The organism is Lysinibacillus sp. BF-4, assembly GCF_000743635.1.
Taxonomy (GTDB): domain Bacteria; phylum Bacillota; class Bacilli; order Bacillales_A; family Planococcaceae; genus Metalysinibacillus; species Metalysinibacillus saudimassiliensis.
The window spans coordinates 85,877-104,947 of sequence record NZ_JPUW01000002.1 but is presented as its reverse complement, the minus strand read 5'-3'; the positions used below and the strand labels follow the sequence as shown (position 1 = coordinate 104,947).

Here is a 19,071-nt window from a genome sequence, read left to right as displayed (position 1 = left end):
TTAATGTGAGCGAAGGGTTTTTTTGTTTCTTCGATATTTAATAAGTTATGTACTCCCATTTTCCTTATTAAAGTACCTTTCTGTAATCCTTGTGTTAAAAGCAACTAACGGCTTTGTTGTTCACTACGAACTAACATGGGAAGAGTACCGTATCAATGCGTAAATTGCGCAAACATACTAGGAGGAAATTTTAATGACAAACCGACGTCTTTTTACATCTGAGAGTGTAACAGAAGGTCATCCGGATAAAATCTGTGACCAAATTTCAGATGCCATTTTAGACGCTATTTTAGCGAAAGATCCAAGTGCTCGTGTAGCATGCGAAACAACAGTAACTACAGGGCTTGTTCTTGTAGCTGGTGAAATTACAACTTCAACGTACGTAGATATTCAAGGTGTTGTACGCGCCACAGTCGAAGAAATTGGCTATACACGCGGTAAATATGGCTTTGATGCCGAAAACCTTGCTGTCCTAACAGCTATTGGCGAGCAATCACCTGATATTGCACAAGGTGTTGACCAAGCATTAGAAGCACGTGAAGGTACAATGACAGACGCAGCAATCGAAGCTATTGGTGCAGGTGACCAAGGATTAATGTTTGGTTACGCATGTAACGAAACACCAGAGCTTATGCCTCTACCAATTAGCTTAGCACACAAACTTGCACACCGTTTAACAGCAGTGCGTAAATCAGGCGAGCTAGGTTATTTACGTCCTGATGGCAAAACACAAGTTACTGTTGAATATGACGAAAATAATAATCCAGTACGTGTGGATACGATTGTTATTTCAACACAACATGATGAAGCTATTACATTAGAGCAAATCCAAGAAGATATTAAACGTGTAGTCATTGCACCAATCGTAGATGCAGCTTTATTAGATGACGCGACTAAATACTTCATTAATCCAACAGGTCGCTTTGTTATTGGCGGACCAAAAGGTGACGCTGGTTTAACAGGTCGCAAAATCATTGTAGATACGTACGGTGGTTATGCACGTCACGGTGGTGGTGCTTTCTCTGGTAAGGATGCCACTAAAGTAGACCGTTCTGCAGCTTATGCAGCACGTTACGTAGCTAAAAATATTGTCGCTGCTGGCCTTGCTGACCGCGCAGAAGTGCAACTTGCTTATGCAATTGGTGTTGCACAGCCCGTGTCAATTGCAGTCGATACATTTGGGACAGGCAAAGTTTCGGAAAGCGATTTAGTAACTTGGGTGCGTGAATTATTTGACTTACGCCCAGCAGGTATTATTGAAATGCTAGACTTACGTCGTCCAATTTATAAACAAACCGCAGCATACGGACATTTTGGTCGTACTGATGTTGCTCTTCCGTGGGAAGATACAACAATTGCTGAGCAGTTAAAGCAAAAAGCTGGTCTGTAAGATAACGCTGTTTTCAATGTTCTGATAATTTATCGAGCATTGAAAACAGCTCTTTTTTATTTTTGCATTGCTTTGTAGTAGCTACCCTTTTCGACATACTCTCGTACGATGCGTGCCATATCTTTTTTGTCCTCGTCGTTAAGTTCGCGCACAACTTTAGCAGGTCTGCCAAGTGCTAATGTATTTGGTGGTATTACCTTGCCAGGGGGCACTAAACTGCCTGCGCCAATAAAAGCACCTTCGCCAATTTCCGCGCCATCTAATATAATAGAACCCATACCAATTAATGCATTATTGCGAATTGTACAACTATGGAGGGTTACTTGGTGTCCGACAGTTACCTCATCCTCAATAATGAGTGGAAAGCTAGGGCTTTGATGTAAGCAACAATTATCTTGAATGCTTACGCGTTTGCCGATAATCGTTGGTGAAACATCACCACGAATAACTGCGTTATACCAAATGGATGTCTCAGCACCAATCGTGACGTCGCCTGTGACAACGGCGTAGTCAGCAATGAAAACAGAATCATCAATAGTAGGTTGTTTACCTTTATACGGATATATCAATAAAATACACCTCACCTTTACACAATGTACTCATATCGTATCAAAAGCTGAAATTAAAGCAAATAGTAAATTAATGTTTTGTAAATATTCGTTATAATAGAAAATAGAGAAGTGATAATTAAGGGGGATAAAATTATGTGGAAGTGGGAAGCTGAAGGGCAGCCAAGGGCAGTTGTTACGATTATCCATGGTGCTTATGAGCATCATGGTTGGTATGCTTGGTTAATTGAGCAACTGCGAGGCGAAGGCTATCACGTGTTAACAGGTGACTTGCCGGGTCATGGTGAATTAAATCGTAATTTACAGGCGCATGACGAGAGTTTTGAACGTTATGACCTGCATGTGAAAAAATTAATGAAGATGGCATTCTCTTATGATTTACCTGTATTTGTCATCGGTCATGGGCTTGGCGCACTGCTTGCTATTCAGGTAATGCGTAAAAAATATCCATTAGCGGGTGTTATATTTACGTCACCTTGGTTACAATTAAAACTACAACCAGGAAAGATGGTCAATGCATTAACGAGTATTAGTGCGCTCACTTCAAGCATGAAGGTAACACATGAAATTGATATCGCTATGCTGACAAAAGACAGTGAAAAAATCGAAACAATTATCGACGACATTCCTTACAATACAACCGTATCAGTGAAGTGGTATCGCGAGTTACAATTATTACAACGTGATATTACGATTTTAATGACGCATAAATTTCCGAACGTGCCAGTGCTTGTGATGACGGGGGAGAACGACCCCATTATTGATTTAACCGCGTCAAAAAAATGGCTGTATCAGCAAAAGCTATCAGAAGTGCATATGAAGGAATGGGCAAATTGTTCGCACAGCTTATTTCATGAGCCTGAGCGCGACACAATCTTTTTATTTATGGTTGATTATATGAACAATGTGCTTAGATCAATCGGCTATATTGTTAACTAAGGGGGACTTACATGGAGAGCGTATTAAAAACAATTTACAGTATAATTTGGGGACCAGCATTAGTTTATGGTATTTTACTTGTCGGTATTTTGTATACCGTGCTAACACGATTTGTGCAAGTTCGTTTAATTAAGGATAGTGTAAAATTAATGTTTGCAGGCGAAAAATCCGACTCAGGTGTTTCTTCATTTGAAGCACTGTCGATGGCACTATCAGGACGTGTAGGTACAGGTAATATTATTGGTACAGCAACTGCTATTGCTTTTGGTGGTCCTGGTGCAATCTTTTGGATGTGGGCGACAGCATTTATTGGTGCTGCCACAGCGTTTGTTGAGTCAACGCTTGCGCAAGTATATAAAGAAGAATCACAGGGCGTATACCGCGGTGGCCCTGCTTACTATATTGAAAAAGGCACAGGGCAACGTTGGTTTGGTTTAATATTTGCCTTTACAGCGATTGTGGCAACGTCATTCCTAATGACGGGTGTACAAGCTAATGCTATTTCGAGTGCAACGCAAAATGCGTTTGGTATTGCACCTTGGGTAACGGGGTTAGCACTTGTTGTTATTTTAGGTTTTATTATTTTTGGTGGTGTGCGTCGTATTGCGCGTGCAGCTACCTTAATCGTACCGTTTATGGCGGTAGTTTATATTGCTGTGGCACTTATTATTATTGTCATGCATATTACAGAAGTACCTGCAGTGTTTACCTTAATTATTAGCAGTGCTTTTGGTGTTAACTCAATTTTTGGTGGCTTAGTTGGTTCGGCAATTGCTTGGGGGGTTAAGCGTGCTATCTTTCTAACGAAGCGGGGCAAGGTAACGGGGCTCACCCAGCTGCAGCTGCAGAAGTATCGCACCCAGCAAAACAAGGACTTGTGCAAGCCTTCTCAGTTTATATTGATACCATTTTAGTATGTTCGGCAACAGCTTTATGATTTTATTTATGGGCACATATAATGTGCAAGATGGCAACGAAAATGGTGCTATGATTGTCGAAAACCTACCAGGGCAAAGCTACTCAGAGTATACACAAGTAGCGGTAGATACAGCATTTTCGGGCTTACAAGGTTTTGGCTCAGCTTTTGTAGCGATTGCTTTATTCTTCTTTGCCTTTACTACGATTATGTCGTACTACTATATTTCAGAAACAAATGTTGCCTATATTATGGGGGACCGCGATCAACGCTTTGGTGTTTGGCTCGTGAAAATAATCGTACTAGTAGCTACATTTTTAGGTACTGTGCGTACTGCCGATATGGCGTGGCTTGTTGGTGACATTGGACTTGGCTTAATGGTTTGGGTCAATGTGATTGGTATGCTTATTTTAACGAAGCCAGCAATTAAAGTGTTAAAAGATTACGAGCGTCAAAAGCGTGAGGGTAAGGACCCAACATTTGACCCGCGTAAGCTAGGGATTAAAAAAGCAGATTTTTGGACGAAAGAAAAATAAAAACGTTTGGCTCACGAGTTGGTGAGCCAAACGTTTTTTTACTGTGGAAAGGCTTTTGCCTTTTCAAGCGCAATAACAAAAGGTGGAGAGTTGAGTTGATTTAAAAATTGATACTGTAAAACATGAATGTATTTTTGGTCATATTCACTTACATAATCAATAATCGCATCACGCTCTGTAGCACCGCCCTCATGTCCATGATAAATAACAAGGACAATTACACCACCAACTTCTAGTAAATCAAGGATTTCGTCAATGGCACGCAGTGTCGTTTTAGGTGTTGTAATAATGTTGTGATCGCCACCAGGCAGGTAGCCTAAATTAAAAATCGCAGCGCTCACAGGTTGTTTTACATAGTTTGCTACACATTCATGTCCATCATGGATTAATGTTACACGCTCTTGTAAATCACCGAGGCGCTCCTTCGTATTTTTAAGTGCTTCTTCTTGCACATCAAAAGCATAAACATGTCCATCTTGTACAAGCTCTGCTAAAAATAATGTATCGTGACCATTACCAGCTGTTGCGTCAATCACGTGACTTTTGCTTGTAACAGCTTGTGTAATTAATTGTTGTGCATAGGGTAATACGCGTTGTAATTTCATGTCGTCGCCTCAAATTTCTTGCCTTGCCAGCTATTACGTCGTGCTAGCTCCGCATCAATGCCGTTCAGTACTTCCCATTTATTAACGCTCCACATTGGTCCAATCATTAAATCAATTGGTCCATCACCTGTAATGCGTTGTACTACCATTTCTGGTGGGATTACTTCAAGTTGGTCTGCTACAAGGTTAATATAAGCATCCTTATCTAAAAATTCTAGCATGCCTTTTTCGTATTGTTTGACCATTGGTGTTCCTTTTAATAGGTGTAGTAGGTGAATTTTAATGCCTTGGACATCAAGTTTAGCTACAGCTTTTGCTGTTTCCATCATCATGTCGTAATCTTCGAGTGGTAGTCCGTTAATAATATGGCTACAAATACGAATGTTGTGCTTGCGTAATTTTTCGACACCTTCTACATAAGTTTGGTAATCATGTGCACGGTTAATAAGTGTTGCTGTTTTTTCGTGTACCGTTTGAAGCCCAAGCTCTACCCATAAATACGTGCGCTCATTTAATTCAGCTAAGTATTCCACTACGTCATCAGGTAAACAGTCAGGACGTGTAGCGATAGATAAACCCATTACGCCTTCCTGCGCCAATGCTGCTTCAAATTTTTCTTTTAGCTCAGCTAATGGTGCGTGTGTATTTGTGTAAGCTTGGAAGTAGGCCATTGTTTTGCCGTCTTTCCACTTTTGTTGCATTTTTGCTTTGATTTCAGCAAACTGCACATCAATAGGATCTACACGATTGCCTGCGAAGTCACCACTGCCTGCTGCGCTGCAAAACGTACAGCCACCGAAAGCTACTGTGCCATCACGGTTAGGGCAGTCAAAGCCAGCATCAAGTGCTACCTTAAATACCTTATGCCCAAATTCATTACGTAAAAAACGATTCCATGTATAGTATCTTTTGCCGTCTGACGGAAAAGGAAATTGTTCTGTCATTGCTGTTCACTCCTCTAACCGTTTATTTTAGCACGACTTGCTATAAGAAGTAGAGAAAAATTAAATTCATCCGATATTTACTTATAAGCAGGGAGGCTGATAGTATGAAAATTTTAAGCGGCAGCGTTATGCAACAGGCAGCTATGCAAATGAAGCAGCAAACAATGAGCGATAAAAACACGCTGTTTCAAAAAAATATTGCGCGCAAGGAAGCGCCAATGGCACATAGCAGTAAATCGCTAGTAGCCGAAGTAATGAAAGAAAAGCTTGAAAAGGAAAATGTATTACGCAAGATTGCAAGAGGTGAACGTTTGAGTGAGCAGGAGAAGGCTAAGTTGGAAGAAATTAGTCCTGACGAACGCCAAAAAGCTGAAGCAGCAAATGAAGAACGTAAAAATTTGAGTCAGCGTGTAGCTCAAGCCAAAACCGAAAAGCAGGCGCGTGAAGTAATTGCACAAGCAAAAACAGGCGCACTAGCTATATTTGATAAGGGCGATCAATTGATGGGTATGTTATTGCTAGAAGTAGCAAATAAAGTTGAAGAAGAAATAAAAGGTCAAAAAACAACGGATTTTGGACTTCCTATAAAATATAGTGAACGAGCTAAGCAGTCGAAAGAAGATATCCCGCGACTTTTTGACCAAAAAAAATAACGAAAACAAGTGCTATAGCTCATGAGTTATAGCGCTTTTTTTGTGCTTGAAAAATCGAGCGTAAACCTATACACTGTTACAATTGATAATGTAGAGGGAGGTGCACCGATGCCGAAGAAAATGTGGTTTTTAATTATCGGTATGCTTGTGAATAATACAGGTGGTTCGTTTTTATGGCCACTGAATGCGATTTATATACATGATCATCTAGGGAAGTCACTCGTCATTGCAGGTTTAGCGTTAACGCTTAACTCAGCAGCTGGTGTTGTGGGCAATCTTGTAGGTGGTTTTTTATTTGATAAATTAGGTGGTTATCGTGCCATTATGATTGGCATCAGCTGTACGATTATATCTGTGGGGTGTTTGACGTTATGGCATGGTTGGCCGCAATATATGTGGTTTTTAACATTACTCGGTTTTAGTAACGGTATTGTATTCCCAAGTATGTTTGCGATGGCGGGAGCAGCATGGCCAGAAGGAGGCCGACGTGCATTTAATGCTGTATTTTTAGCGCAAAATGTTGGTGTTGCTGTAGGGCCTGCACTTGCTGGTATTGTTGCAAGCTATAGTTTCGAATATTTATTTATTATTAATTTAACAATGTTTGTAATCTTCTTCTTTATTGCACTGACAACATATAAAAATATTGGGGTAGACCATGTTGCGGATACACCGCGTTCGGTATTATCCGAAAGCCAGCCGATTAAATATAAATCGCCGTTTTACGCGCTGTTAATTGTTTCTTCAGCTATGATGCTTGTATGGGTAGCCTACTCGCAGTGGAGTGCAACAATATCGTCGTATACGCAAGATTTAGGCTTAACACTAAGGGAGTATAGTTTACTATGGACCATTAACGGTTTGTTAATTGTGTTAGGTCAGCCGCTTATTGCGCCACTGGTCCGACGTTGGGAAGGTAAGAGCAAACGCCAGTTAATCTTTGGTATTTGTATGGTGCTCGTATCCTTTATCGTCGTAGGTTTTGCCGAAAACTTAGCGATGTTTGCGACAGCCATGGTCATTTTAACTTTTGGTGAAATGTTCTTTTGGCCAGTTGTGCCGATGATTGCTAATCAACTTGCACCAAAAGGGCGTCAAGGTTTTTACCAAGGTATCGTTAATAGTGCCTCAACAATGGGACGTATGATTGGTCCTCTTTTAGGTGGTATTTTAGTAGAGTCTTACGGCTTTACTTTAATGGTAGGTGTGATGGTAGGTTGTTTAGCACTCGCAGTTGTACCAAGTTTATTGTATGATTTACCATTAAAAAAGCAAAGCGTAGCAAAATAAGTTGCACTCGATGTAGCTATAGCTTAAAATGAAGGCATACAAGATGGCTAAGATAAGGACTAGTAGACACAACAACTTTTATAGAGAGCTAGCGGGTGGTGTAAGCTAGTAAAGTCGTATGTCGAACTCACCTTGGAGTCAGCAGTAGCGAAGTAGTAGTAGCTAATGCCGTACGTCTGCGTTAAAGATTTTAAGCTGAGTGTCGTCACTAATTTGGGTGGTACCGCGGGAAAACTAATTCTCGTCCCTTTCTATTATGGAAGGGACGATTTTTTATTTCCAAAATTTTACGTAGGCAAGTTGAAGGAGGAAAAAACATTGAGTTATAATCACGAACAAATCGAAAAAAAATGGCAGCAGTACTGGGCAGATAATAAAACATTTAAAACGGTAAACGACGAAAGCAAGCCGAAGTTTTATGCATTAGATATGTTCCCGTATCCATCAGGTGTTGGCTTACACGTAGGTCACCCACTAGGTTATATTGCAACAGATATTTTAAGTTCATTTAAACGTAAGCAAGGCTACAATGTGCTTCACCCAATGGGCTGGGATGCATTTGGTTTACCAGCAGAGCAGTACGCATTAGATACAGGTAATGACCCTGCGGAATTTACTGCGAAAAATATCGCAACATTCAAACGTCAAATGAACGACCTAGGCTTCTCTTATGACTGGGATCGTGAAATTAACACGACTGATCCGAAATATTATAAATGGACACAATGGATTTTCATTCAACTATATAAAAAGGGCTTAGCTTATGTGGATGAAGTAGCTGTAAACTGGTGCCCAGCACTTGGTACTGTGCTATCAAACGAGGAAGTTATTGACGGGTTATCAGAGCGTGGTAATCACCCAGTTGAGCGTCGCCCAATGCGTCAATGGGTTCTTAAAATTACAGAGTATGCAGACCGCTTAATCGAAGACTTAGAAGACCTTGACTGGCCTGAAAGTTTAAAAGAAATGCAACGTAACTGGATTGGTCGCTCTGAAGGTGCTAATGTGACCTTCCAAATCGAAGGTACAGATAAAGACTTTACGGTATTTACAACACGTCCCGATACATTATTTGGTGCAACGTATGCCGTACTTGCGCCAGAACATAAGTTAGTTGCACAAATTACTACACCTGAGCAACAAGCAGCAGTAGATGCGTATTTAGATAAGGTCAAAACAAAATCAGATTTAGAACGTACAGATTTAGCTAAAGAAAAAACAGGCATCTTTACAGGTGCTTATGCAATTAACCCTGTTAACGGCGAAAAAATGCCGATTTGGATTGCAGACTATGTATTAGCTACGTATGGTACAGGCGCAATTATGGCAGTACCTGCTCACGACGAGCGTGATTATGAATTTGCGAAGGAATTTAATTTACCAATCATCCCTGTACTTGAAGGCGGCAATATTGAAGAAGAAGCCTTCACAGGTGACGGTGTTCATATTAACTCTGATTTCCTAAATGGATTAGGAAAAGAAGATGGTATTGAAAAAGCCATTGCATGGTTAGTAGAAAAAGGCGTAGGTGAAAAGAAAATCTCTTACCGCTTACGTGACTGGTTATTCTCACGCCAACGTTACTGGGGCGAGCCAATCCCAATTATTCATTGGGAAGATGGTACAATGACACCAGTGCCAGAGGATGAGCTACCACTTGAGTTACCAAAAGCGGATAATATCCATCCATCAGGCACAGGTGAGTCACCACTTGCTAACATTACGGATTGGGTAAACGTTGTAGATCCTAAAACAGGTATGAAAGGTCGCCGCGAAACAAATACGATGCCACAATGGGCAGGTAGCTGCTGGTATTACTTACGCTATATTGACCCAGACAATGACGAAATGTTAATTGACCCTGAACTAGCAAAACGCTGGTTACCAGTTGACATTTATGTTGGTGGTGCAGAGCATGCCGTACTTCACTTATTATATGCACGTTTCTGGCATAAAGTGCTTTATGATTTAGGTGTGGTTCATACAAAAGAGCCTTTCCAAAAATTATTTAACCAAGGTATGATTTTAGGTGAAGGGCATGTGAAGATGTCTAAATCGCTTGGTAATGTTATTAACCCAGATGATATTGTAGCTTCACACGGCGCAGATACATTACGTCTGTACGAAATGTTTATGGGTCCACTTGATGCATCAAAAGAATGGACAACAAACGGAGTAGATGGTGCACGCCGCTTCCTAGACCGTGTATGGCGTTTATTTATGAACGAAGATGGTACATTAAGTGCTAAAGTAAACGGCGAAGAAGGCGGAGAGCTTGAAAAAGTGTATCACCAAACCGTTAAAAAGGTAACAGAAGACTATGAGCATATGCGTAATAACACAGCGATTTCGCAACTGATGGTTTTTGTAAACGAAGCTAACAAAGTTGACCGTATCCCAACGAAATATGCAGAGGGCATTGTGCTATTACTATCACCAATTGCTCCGCATATTGCAGAAGAGATTTGGCAACAACTTGGTCACAATGAAACATTAACATACGCAGCTTGGCCAACATTTGATGAGGCAAAGCTTGAAGATAATGAAATCGAAATGGTTGTACAAATCAATGGTAAAGTGCGTGCTAAGCTTAAAGTAGCAAAAGACATTACTAAAGATGAGCTAGAGAAGGTTGCCCTTGCAGATGAAAAGGTACAAGAGCAAATGGCTGGTAAAGCATTAGTAAAATTAATTGCCATTCCAGGCAAATTAGTTAATATTGTAATTAAATAATAAATAAAAGAGAAGCCACTGTGCTTCTCTTTTTTAGGAGGAAAATAGATGAGTTTTTATATTGAAGTGCCAAAAAAATTAACACCGACAGAACAGCAGATGATGCGCGAATTAGAGCAAGATGCCTTTCCAGACTTTGGTGCAGTAGATGAGCAAACTTTTGTACCTATTGCACGCTACGGCAAATTAATTTGGTATAAACAAGAGCAAGACGAACGCCCTGTAGCAGTAGCCGAAGTGTTACGCGATTATGATGCACCTCAGACAGCGTATATTTTTGGCTACTATGTACGCTCAGATTATCAAGGGCAAGGTTTAGGCAAACAATTTTTACAAGAGGTATTACGTTTAATACAGGAGGATGGCTTTAATGATGTAGTATTAACGGTAGCCACGGCTAACCCTAGTGCCGTACGTGTATACGAAAAGTTAGGCTTTGTAATTGAAGAAACACGAGAGGATGAGTTTGGCGAGCAAGAGCACCGCTATTTTATGCGCCATACATTCTGTTAAGTAATGTTCATTTAAAGTTCATGTTGCCACCTTACACTGTAAGTAACATAGTACAAGTGAGGAGCAGACAGCATGAAAACATTACGTGAAAAGAAAAGATGGCTTGGTATTGTAGCCGTATGGTTAGTGGCGATGGTTGTATTAACAATGGTAGCGCCAACAGCCAAAGAGGTAACAACACCAGCTAAAAACTCAGGTTTACCTGATAACGCTCTATCAATAGAAGCAAAACAAATGATTAAGGAGTATTTCCCTTCCTCTGATGGCGCGCCATTATTTGTCGTTATGCATGATGAGGCAGGTTTTGACACAGCTAAATACGAAAAGACAATTGCTACTGTTGAAAAGCTCGTAGATGAAACAACATTAGATGCAACAGTTATCCCTTTATCAAAAATGCCTGAGCAAGCTTGGAAAGGCTTTACCTCTGAAAACGGAAAGACTTTCTTTATTCCTGTAACATTTACGGGTGAGTTAGAGGGTAAAGTCGTTAAAGCTGAGCTAGATAAAATGAAAGCCGAAGCGGATGCAACACTTGGCACAACAGACGTATACTTTACAGGTCCTGTGGGCATTGTAGCAGATGCGTACGAAATGTTTACTAAGGCTGACGTAGTACTAATGATTAGTACAGTCGTTGTCATCTTAGTATTACTTATTGTAATTTATCGTTCTCCATTACTAGCCTTTATCCCATTAGTAGGCGCAGGGATTGTATATATGGTAGTTGACCGCGTGATTGGGTTAGTAGGGGGAGCAGGCATTATTGCCATTGATGGGCAAGCATTATCTATTATGCTAATTTTATTGTTTGCGGTTGTAACAGATTATTCTTTATTAATTTTCTCTCGTTTCCGTGAGGAGCTCGAAAAAGATTTAAGCTCAACAGAAGCAATGAAAAATGCTATTAAGCATGTACGTGAGCCAATCATCTTTAGTGGTAGTACAGTTATGCTTGGTATGCTGACATTATTCTTTGCCGTATTTGAAATTTACCGTGTATTTGCACCAGTATTTGCGATTGCTGTGGCCTTTATTTTCTTAGCAAGTTTAACATTAATCCCAGCGTTATTTGCATTAGCGGGCGCAAAAGCATTTTGGCCATTCAATCCACGCGTAGCAAAAAACAAGCCAAAGAAAGAAGGCATTTGGCACCGTATTGCACGTTTTGTAACAAACAAACCTGTACTATCTATGGTTCCTGTTATTGTATTACTTGTGGTATGTACATTAAACATTAACTCAATGAAATACACATTTAACTTATTGGATTCTTTCCCAGACGAAATGTCATCAATTCAAGGCTACCATCAATTGGAGGATTCATTCTCTAAGGGTGATATTGCTCCAACTACGATGATTGTTAAGGCAAAGGAAACATTAACAGAAGATAAACTACAAAATGTAATTACTGTTATGGAGCAACAAGAGGGCATTCATACGGTAACTATGCAAGGTGGCGGCAATGCTATTTCTAAAGAGGATGACCATGTTGCTAAATTAAATGTCATCCTAGCAGAAAATCCGTACTCAGAAGTTGCGTTTGATCAAATTGAAGCTATTCAAGAAAATAGTGCGAGCATTATGAAAGAAGCAGCATTAACAGATGCTACATTATATATTGCGGGTGAAACTGCAGAGCAAGCAGATATTCGTGCAACAAGTAAAAGCGATATGTTACGCGTAGGGATTATTATGTCTATCCTAATCGCAGTAATGTTAGGCTTCCAAACACGCTCACTCATTGCGCCAATTTATATGATAGCAACAATTATCCTATCATTTGGTGCAGCACTTGGTATTACGGTATTTGTGTTCCAAGACATCCTTGGCTATGCAGGGGTAAGTTATCGTACGCCAATTTACGCGTTTGTATTCTTAGTAGCGCTTGGTGTCGATTATAGTATTATGCTAATGGCTCGTATACGTGAAGAGCAAAAGCATTTACCATTAAAAGAAGCTGTACTTGAAGGAGTAGGTAAAACAGGTGGCGTTATTTCGTCAGCAGGTTTAATTTTAGCAGCTACCTTTGCTGTATTAATGACACAGCCTGTGCTTGATTTACGTGTCTTTGGCTTCTCAGTATTTATTGGGGTATTAATTGATACCTTCCTTGTACGTACAATTGTAATCCCAGCGATTATTGTATTATTAGGTAAGTGGAGTTTTTGGCCAAAAAAACAATAAAAAATTAAAACACGTTAGCAAATGCTAGCGTGTTTTTTTGCCGTTGTATAACAGATGAAAAATACACATTGTAGCAAAATCCGAACATTAAGGAAAAAGTATGTGATTAAGTGCACAAAGAGCTAAAGTTTTTCACTTATAATGAAAAAAACATATAAAGCGTTGCGCATAAAGGTGGGTATTCTCGAATAGATTAAATATATCTATAAAATGTTTCTATTTTCTGCTTTAAGTATATAAAAATAGTTTATAACAGTATGTGAAGGTTTATGCAATTACATATATGGAAATAACTTTATATTATATGAATTATGTTATGAAGGTATTTTAGAAGTGCTTATGTGAATTATTAAACATTGAATCTAAAGCTTTTGACAACAATATTAACTATATTATTTTCTGCTTTATGTGTTGTATTTCTTTTGTTATATAATAATCTCTTTTCGCATGAAATAATAAAAAATGAAAAAAATAGCTTGCCAAGTTATAAATATCAATGGTATCTTGTTTAACATAGCCGTTCATAAAGTATTCACAAATAGCAAGAAGGGGGATTAGTGAGAAGATATGAATAAAAACAGATGGTTAATTGCATTATCTGCAATAGCAATCCACTTATCAATTGGTGCGGCATACGCATACAGCGTGTATAAAATGCCAATCGCAGAACAGATGGGGTGGAGCGACTCAAAAATTACAATTGCGTTCACGATTATGATGGGATTAGCGGGGTTTGCTGCAGCATTATTCGGTAGCTTCGTAGAAAAACAAGGACCAAGACGTTCAGCCATGTTAGCAGCTGTATTGTTCGGATTAGGTCAAGCAGGTGCTGGGGTAGCAATCCTGATTGACTCAGTAGTTTTATATTGGTTAACATACGGTTTATTAAGTGGATTAGGGATGGGTATCGGCTATATTGCGCCAGTTTCTACACTTGTTAAATGGTTCCCGGACCGCCGAGGTTTAGCAACGGGTATGGCAGTATTAGGATTTGGGGCAGGTTCGTTAATTACAGCACCTGTAGCTGTAAGTTTAATGAGTTCTGTAGGGATTTCAAATACGTACTTTATTTTAGGTGCAAGTTACTTTACATTCATGATGTTAGGAGCGCTTTACATTGCGCCACCACCACGTGACTATACAGTAGCAGGCATGGAAGCAGTCGTTGCAAAAGGCAACAAAAAAACAACTGCGGATTTAGCACAGTTGTCTGCAAGAGAGGCTGTTAAAACAAAACGCTTTTGGATGCTATGGACAATGCACTTAATTAGCGTTACAGCCGGTATTATGATGATCTCAGTTGCCTCACCAATGGCACAAGAAATTGCTGGTCTTTCGGTAGCAGGAGCAGCGACAATGGTAGGGATTATGGGCCTATTTAACGGTGGAGGCCGTTTAATATGGGCAGCAGCATCAGATTATTTAGGACGCGCTAACGTCTTTATTTTATTCTTTGCTGCAGAAGTAGTTATCTTCTTCCTATTACCAATGACAACAAACACATTGATTTTCCAATTGTTTATTTTCCTTGTAGTTAGCTTCTACGGTGGAGGCTTCTCAAACTTACCAGCATTTGCAGGTGATATGTTTGGTACAAAGCAACTTGGAGCCATTCACGGATATTTATTAACAACGTGGTCACTTGGCGGTATTTTTGGACCGATGATTGTGACATTTGTTAAGGGTGCAACAGGTAGTTATATTCCTGTGTTTTATATCTTTACAGTGTTAGCGGCTTTAGCACTTATTGTAGCAATTACACTGCGCATGGATGTTACACGTGAGCGTCGTAGTATTGCAGCTAAGGCACAAGCACAGCAAAACACAGCAGATACAGTTTCACATGCATAAGATAAAAGTAGCGTGCAGCGATGCACGCTACTTTTTTAGTGTTGGTTGTTGTATAACACAATTCGTATATTACACATACAATATAACAGCTCGTGCTTACTGTCAACAGTATTAAGCAAACTAATCAGAATAGTTCTTAACCTACAGAAATAGTGCTCAACAATTAGCGGCACTCATACCTGCAATACGGCCTGTAACTAATGCTGCAGTAATGTTGTAGCCACCTGTGTAACCGTGAATGTCTAAAATCTCGCCGCAGAAATATAACCCCTGCATTTTACGAGAAGCCATCGTCTTTGGTTCAATCTCTTTAACAGAAACACCACCGCCTGTAACGAATGCTTTTTCCATAGGTTGTGAGCCAGAAATTTGCATCGTAAATGTAGTGAGTTGCTCAGCAAGTGCGCGCAACTCCGCTTGAGAAACATCCGCTCCAGTTTTATTAGGATCAAGTCCAGCTTGTTCAAATAAAAATAATAGCCAACGTTCAACAGCTAATGCTTTGTACGTATTTTTTAGCGCTTTTTTTGGTTCATCCTTTGCAAGCTTTTGTAGTTGCTGCGTAACATTGTGGGCATTGTCTTCAATAGTTTGAATTTGCAAAGTAACAGGTTTGCCACCGTTTTTCATTTGCTCTTTTACCGCAAATTGACTACAGCGTAAAATGGCCGGGCCACTAACGCCAAAATGTGTGAAAAGCATATCCATTTTATGAGTGATTAACGTTTTGCCTTTGGCGTTTAATACACTAACTGCTGTATCACGTAAGGCAAGACCTTGTAGTGTTTTATTTTGAATGAATTTTTCTTGTGATAAAAGCGGTACTTCTGTAGGGAAGAGCGTTGTAACGGTATGTCCTGCGCGCTCAGCCCACGCATAGCCATCACCTGTTGAGCCAGTATGCGGTACAGCTTTACCACCAACAGCTACAATAACGGACGTAGCCATAAAATCAGTAGTAGCAGTACGCACACCAATAACATGTGTATCGTTCATTATTAATTTTTCTACTGCAGTGTGTAACATGATTGTTACATTTAAGCGCTCAAGCTCTTCAAGCAAAGTTTCGACAATATCTCTTGCGCGGTCCGAAACAGGGAACATACGCCCGTGGTCTTCTTCTTTTAATGCTACACCTTTACTTTCAAAAAATTGAATAATATCTTCGTTGTTATAAATACTAAATGGACCATATAAAAAACGTCCATTGCCTGGAATGTTTTTTATAATTTCTTCAGTGGGAAGACGATTAGTTACATTGCATCGTCCTCCACCTGATATAGCGAGCTTGTTACCTAATTTTGTTCCTTTTTCGAGCAGCAAAACTTTTTTATGTTGTTCAGCTGCGGCAACAGCCGCCATTAAACCAGCTGTACCGCCACCAATTACGATTACATCATACATATTCAATACTTCCTCTCTTAACGATATGCAACTTGCATACAAAAAATTACGTTTTCATTACAAAAGCATTTGAGTAAATGCTGTTTCAAGGTTAAACTATACTTTAGGTTTAATGCAATGTTTGATTTTTAATAGAATGGGTGGCTACTTAATGTCCTCGAATAGTTTAATGAAGGGCGCTGCGATTTTAACCATTGGGTTATTTTTATCAAAAGCGCTAGGTTTAATTTATATTTTCCCTTTTTACGCCATTATTGGCGAAAGTAATGTGGCCCTATACTCGTATGCATACATACCATATTCCATTATGCTGACGTTTGCCATTTCAGGTGCGCCAAACGCAGTCGCGAAGTTTGTATCAAAGTATAATACTTTAGGTGACTATGACACGGGGCGTAGGTTGATGCGCTCAGGGCTTTTTGTAATGCTAGGCACGGGATTGATTTCGTTTATTGCGCTCTTTACCTTAGCGACACCAATTGCTGAGATGGTTATTAAAAGTGAGGAGCAAGTATTTACGGTTGCACAAATTGCCAATGTTATTCGTTGGTTAAGCTTAGCGTTACTCGTTGTACCATTTATGAGCTTATGGCGAGGCTTCTTCCAAGGTTATGGCATTATGACACCAACAGCAATCTCTCAATTAGTAGAGCAAATTGTGCGTGTTGCCTTCTTATTAATTGCATCATTTTTAGTCATGATTGTTTTTAGTGGTAAGGTCGAAACAGCAATCTCGATGGCGGTATTTGCGGCATTTGTCGGAGCCATTGCTGCGATGTTTGTACTATTATATTACTGGCGTAAATATGTACCAGAGTTTGACCGTTTGCGTGCAACAAGTATTTCAAGTGGTGAACATATTTCTATGGTAACCATTTATAAGGAAATTTTAACGTACTCTATTCCTTTTGCTTTTGTTGGTATGGCAGACCCACTGTTCCAATTAGTGGATATGTTAACGTTTAATGATGCGATGACATCAATTGGGCTAGCGAAAGTAACAGATGAGTATTTTGGTATGATTAACTTTTTAACAAATAAAATTGTAATGATTCCCGTTATGCTTGCGTCAGGTTTATCTATGGCGTTAATTCCTGTTATTACGCGTTACTATACGCAAGGAGCACAAACATCATTACGTTATACAGTGGATAAAACTTTCCAAATTATTTTATTTGTTATGTTACCAGCAACAGTTGGTATTATGACACTTTCATATGAAATCTACTATGCGTTTTATTCGAAAAGTGAAGCAGGTGCTACAATTTTAATGCACTATGCACCAATTGCAATTTTATTTGCACTCTTTGCTGTAACAGCAGCACTTATGCAAGGTATCAACTATCAAAAATGGGTAGTGTTTAGCTTATTAACAGGTATTTTTATGAAGCTAGCACTCAACATTCCGTTAATTAAGCTTTTTGCGGCGGATGGCTCGATTATTGCAACAGGTATTGGTTACACAACAGCTATTGCAATTAATGTAGCAGTTATTGTAATAGTGTTAAATTACCGACCAACAGTAGTGTTAAAGCGTTTTGTATTAATTGCACTTGTAACAGCTACAATGGCAGTGGTTGTACTTGGCGTGAAGTGGATTTTAGCGCTAATTGTAGGCGAGCCTGATACGAAATGGTTAGCCATTTTATATGTAGTTGTTTGTGCACCTCTTGGCGCGCTTGCATATGCAGCGATTACCTTGAAAATTGGTTTAGCACAAAATGTTTTAGGTGAGCGTATTACACGTATTACGAATAAGCTAGGTTTATAAGGAGTTTGATTATGCGTTTAGATAAATTACTTGCTAATATGGGCTATGGCTCACGCAAGGAAGTAAAGCAATTAGTTAAGGATAAAGTAGTGTCAGTAGACGGCGTGGCAGCAAAGAGTACGTCACAGCATGTTGACCCCATAGCGCAGGAAGTTATGGTATTTGGTGAAGTTGTAGAGTACCGTGAATTTATTTACGTTATGTTACACAAGCCACCAGGTGTGATTTCAGCTACGGAGGATTTACGCGATACTACAGTGATTGATTTACTCGACCCGATGTTACAACATTTCGCACCGTTTCCTGTAGGACGTTTGGATAAAGATACGGAAGGGCTATTATTGATTACCAATGATGGTCAGCTGACGCATAATTTATTGTCACCTAAAAAGCATGTGCCTAAAGTATATTATGCACGCATTGAAGGTGAGGTAACAGAAGCGGACGGTGAGGCGTTTGCGAAAGGCGTTATTTTAGACGACGGCTACGAAACGAAGCCAGCAAGCCTAACGATTTTAGCGGCAGGGGAGCAATCCGAAATAGAGCTAACAATTCAAGAGGGCAAATTTCATCAAGTTAAGCGTATGTTTGAGGCAGTTGGTAAGAAGGTTGTTTACTTAAAACGCTTATCAATGGGGTCACTTCATTTAGATGACAGTTTAGCGCTTGGCGAATATCGTGAGCTAACAAATCAAGAGTTAACACAATTAAAAAGAGCAGGCGAGTAGCCTGCTAAACAGTAAAGAAATGACCCCGACGAAAGGTCATTT

General features: G+C 39.7%; 14 protein-coding genes, 1 pseudogene and 1 other annotated feature. Of the genes and pseudogenes, 11 read left to right on the top strand and 4 right to left on the bottom strand.

From position 1 onward, the window contains the following. The first annotated feature begins 193 nt into the window (after positions 1-193). The gene (metK, locus tag CH76_RS02665; protein WP_036142566.1) at positions 194-1,390 is read left to right on the top strand and encodes a methionine adenosyltransferase; all 1,197 of its coding nucleotides are present in this window, start codon (positions 194-196) and stop codon (positions 1,388-1,390) included. 56 nt (positions 1,391-1,446) lie between these two features. Here metK and CH76_RS02660 read toward each other — a convergent pair whose 3' ends face one another. After that, the gene (locus CH76_RS02660) at positions 1,447-1,959 is read right to left on the bottom strand and encodes a gamma carbonic anhydrase family protein (RefSeq protein ID WP_036142563.1); all 513 of its coding nucleotides are present in this window, start codon (positions 1,957-1,959) and stop codon (positions 1,447-1,449) included. Between the two features lie 135 nt (positions 1,960-2,094). On the opposite strand from CH76_RS02660, the gene CH76_RS02655 reads away from it, so the two are divergent. Continuing rightward, positions 2,095-2,898 (top strand): alpha/beta hydrolase, encoded by an 804-nt coding sequence (locus tag CH76_RS02655; protein ID WP_036142560.1) that lies wholly within the window; start codon positions 2,095-2,097, stop codon positions 2,896-2,898. An 11-nt stretch (positions 2,899-2,909) separates the two neighbouring features. Further along, positions 2,910-4,350, top strand: a pseudogene (locus CH76_RS02650) (alanine/glycine:cation symporter family protein). 38 nt (positions 4,351-4,388) lie between these two features. On the opposite strand, the gene CH76_RS02645 reads toward CH76_RS02650, so the two are convergent. Beyond that, positions 4,389-4,955 (bottom strand): class I SAM-dependent methyltransferase, encoded by a 567-nt coding sequence (locus tag CH76_RS02645; protein ID WP_036142557.1) that lies wholly within the window; start codon positions 4,953-4,955, stop codon positions 4,389-4,391. Continuing rightward, on the bottom strand, positions 4,952-5,899 hold the full coding sequence (locus tag CH76_RS02640) for a TIGR01212 family radical SAM protein (protein WP_036142554.1): 948 nt from the start codon (positions 5,897-5,899) through the stop codon (positions 4,952-4,954). Before CH76_RS02640 ends, CH76_RS02645 begins: the two co-directional genes overlap by 4 nt. Before the next feature lie 104 nt (positions 5,900-6,003). Here CH76_RS02640 and CH76_RS02635 point away from each other — a divergent pair, with 104 nt between their 5' ends. The 6 genes from CH76_RS02635 to CH76_RS02610 all read left to right on the top strand — a co-directional run bounded on the left by CH76_RS02635 (position 6,004) and on the right by CH76_RS02610 (position 15,126). Next, positions 6,004-6,552 (top strand): hypothetical protein, encoded by a 549-nt coding sequence (locus CH76_RS02635; protein WP_036142551.1) that lies wholly within the window; start codon positions 6,004-6,006, stop codon positions 6,550-6,552. A 108-nt stretch (positions 6,553-6,660) separates the two neighbouring features. Continuing rightward, the gene (locus tag CH76_RS02630) at positions 6,661-7,842 is read left to right on the top strand and encodes an MFS transporter (protein WP_036142616.1); all 1,182 of its coding nucleotides are present in this window, start codon (positions 6,661-6,663) and stop codon (positions 7,840-7,842) included. 40 nt (positions 7,843-7,882) lie between these two features. After that, positions 7,883-8,094: a binding site (T-box leader), on the top strand. 66 nt (positions 8,095-8,160) lie between these two features. Next, positions 8,161-10,575, top strand: coding sequence for a leucine--tRNA ligase (leuS, locus tag CH76_RS02625; RefSeq protein ID WP_036142548.1), 2,415 nt, complete (start codon positions 8,161-8,163; stop codon positions 10,573-10,575). Between the two features lie 48 nt (positions 10,576-10,623). Then, positions 10,624-11,088 (top strand): N-acetyltransferase, encoded by a 465-nt coding sequence (locus CH76_RS02620; RefSeq protein WP_036142545.1) that lies wholly within the window; start codon positions 10,624-10,626, stop codon positions 11,086-11,088. 72 nt (positions 11,089-11,160) lie between these two features. Further along, a complete protein-coding gene (locus tag CH76_RS02615; protein ID WP_036142542.1) occupies positions 11,161-13,275 on the top strand; it encodes an MMPL family transporter in 2,115 nt (704 codons plus the stop codon). 567 nt (positions 13,276-13,842) lie between these two features. Continuing rightward, positions 13,843-15,126 (top strand): OFA family MFS transporter, encoded by a 1,284-nt coding sequence (locus CH76_RS02610; protein ID WP_036142539.1) that lies wholly within the window; start codon positions 13,843-13,845, stop codon positions 15,124-15,126. Positions 15,127-15,282: 156 nt separating this feature from the next. Here CH76_RS02610 and CH76_RS02605 read toward each other — a convergent pair whose 3' ends face one another. Then, positions 15,283-16,530 carry an NAD(P)/FAD-dependent oxidoreductase gene (locus tag CH76_RS02605; RefSeq protein ID WP_036142536.1) on the bottom strand — a complete coding sequence of 416 codons (1,248 nt, stop codon included), beginning with the start codon at positions 16,528-16,530 and terminating at the stop codon, positions 15,283-15,285. A 151-nt stretch (positions 16,531-16,681) separates the two neighbouring features. On the opposite strand from CH76_RS02605, the gene CH76_RS02600 reads away from it, so the two are divergent. Together CH76_RS02600 and CH76_RS02595 are read left to right on the top strand one after the other, a co-directional pair. Beyond that, a complete protein-coding gene (locus tag CH76_RS02600) occupies positions 16,682-18,301 on the top strand; it encodes a polysaccharide biosynthesis protein (protein ID WP_235190338.1) in 1,620 nt (539 codons plus the stop codon). An 11-nt stretch (positions 18,302-18,312) separates the two neighbouring features. Further along, positions 18,313-19,029, top strand: coding sequence for a pseudouridine synthase (locus CH76_RS02595; protein ID WP_036142530.1), 717 nt, complete (start codon positions 18,313-18,315; stop codon positions 19,027-19,029). The last annotated feature ends 42 nt before the right edge of the window (positions 19,030-19,071 follow it).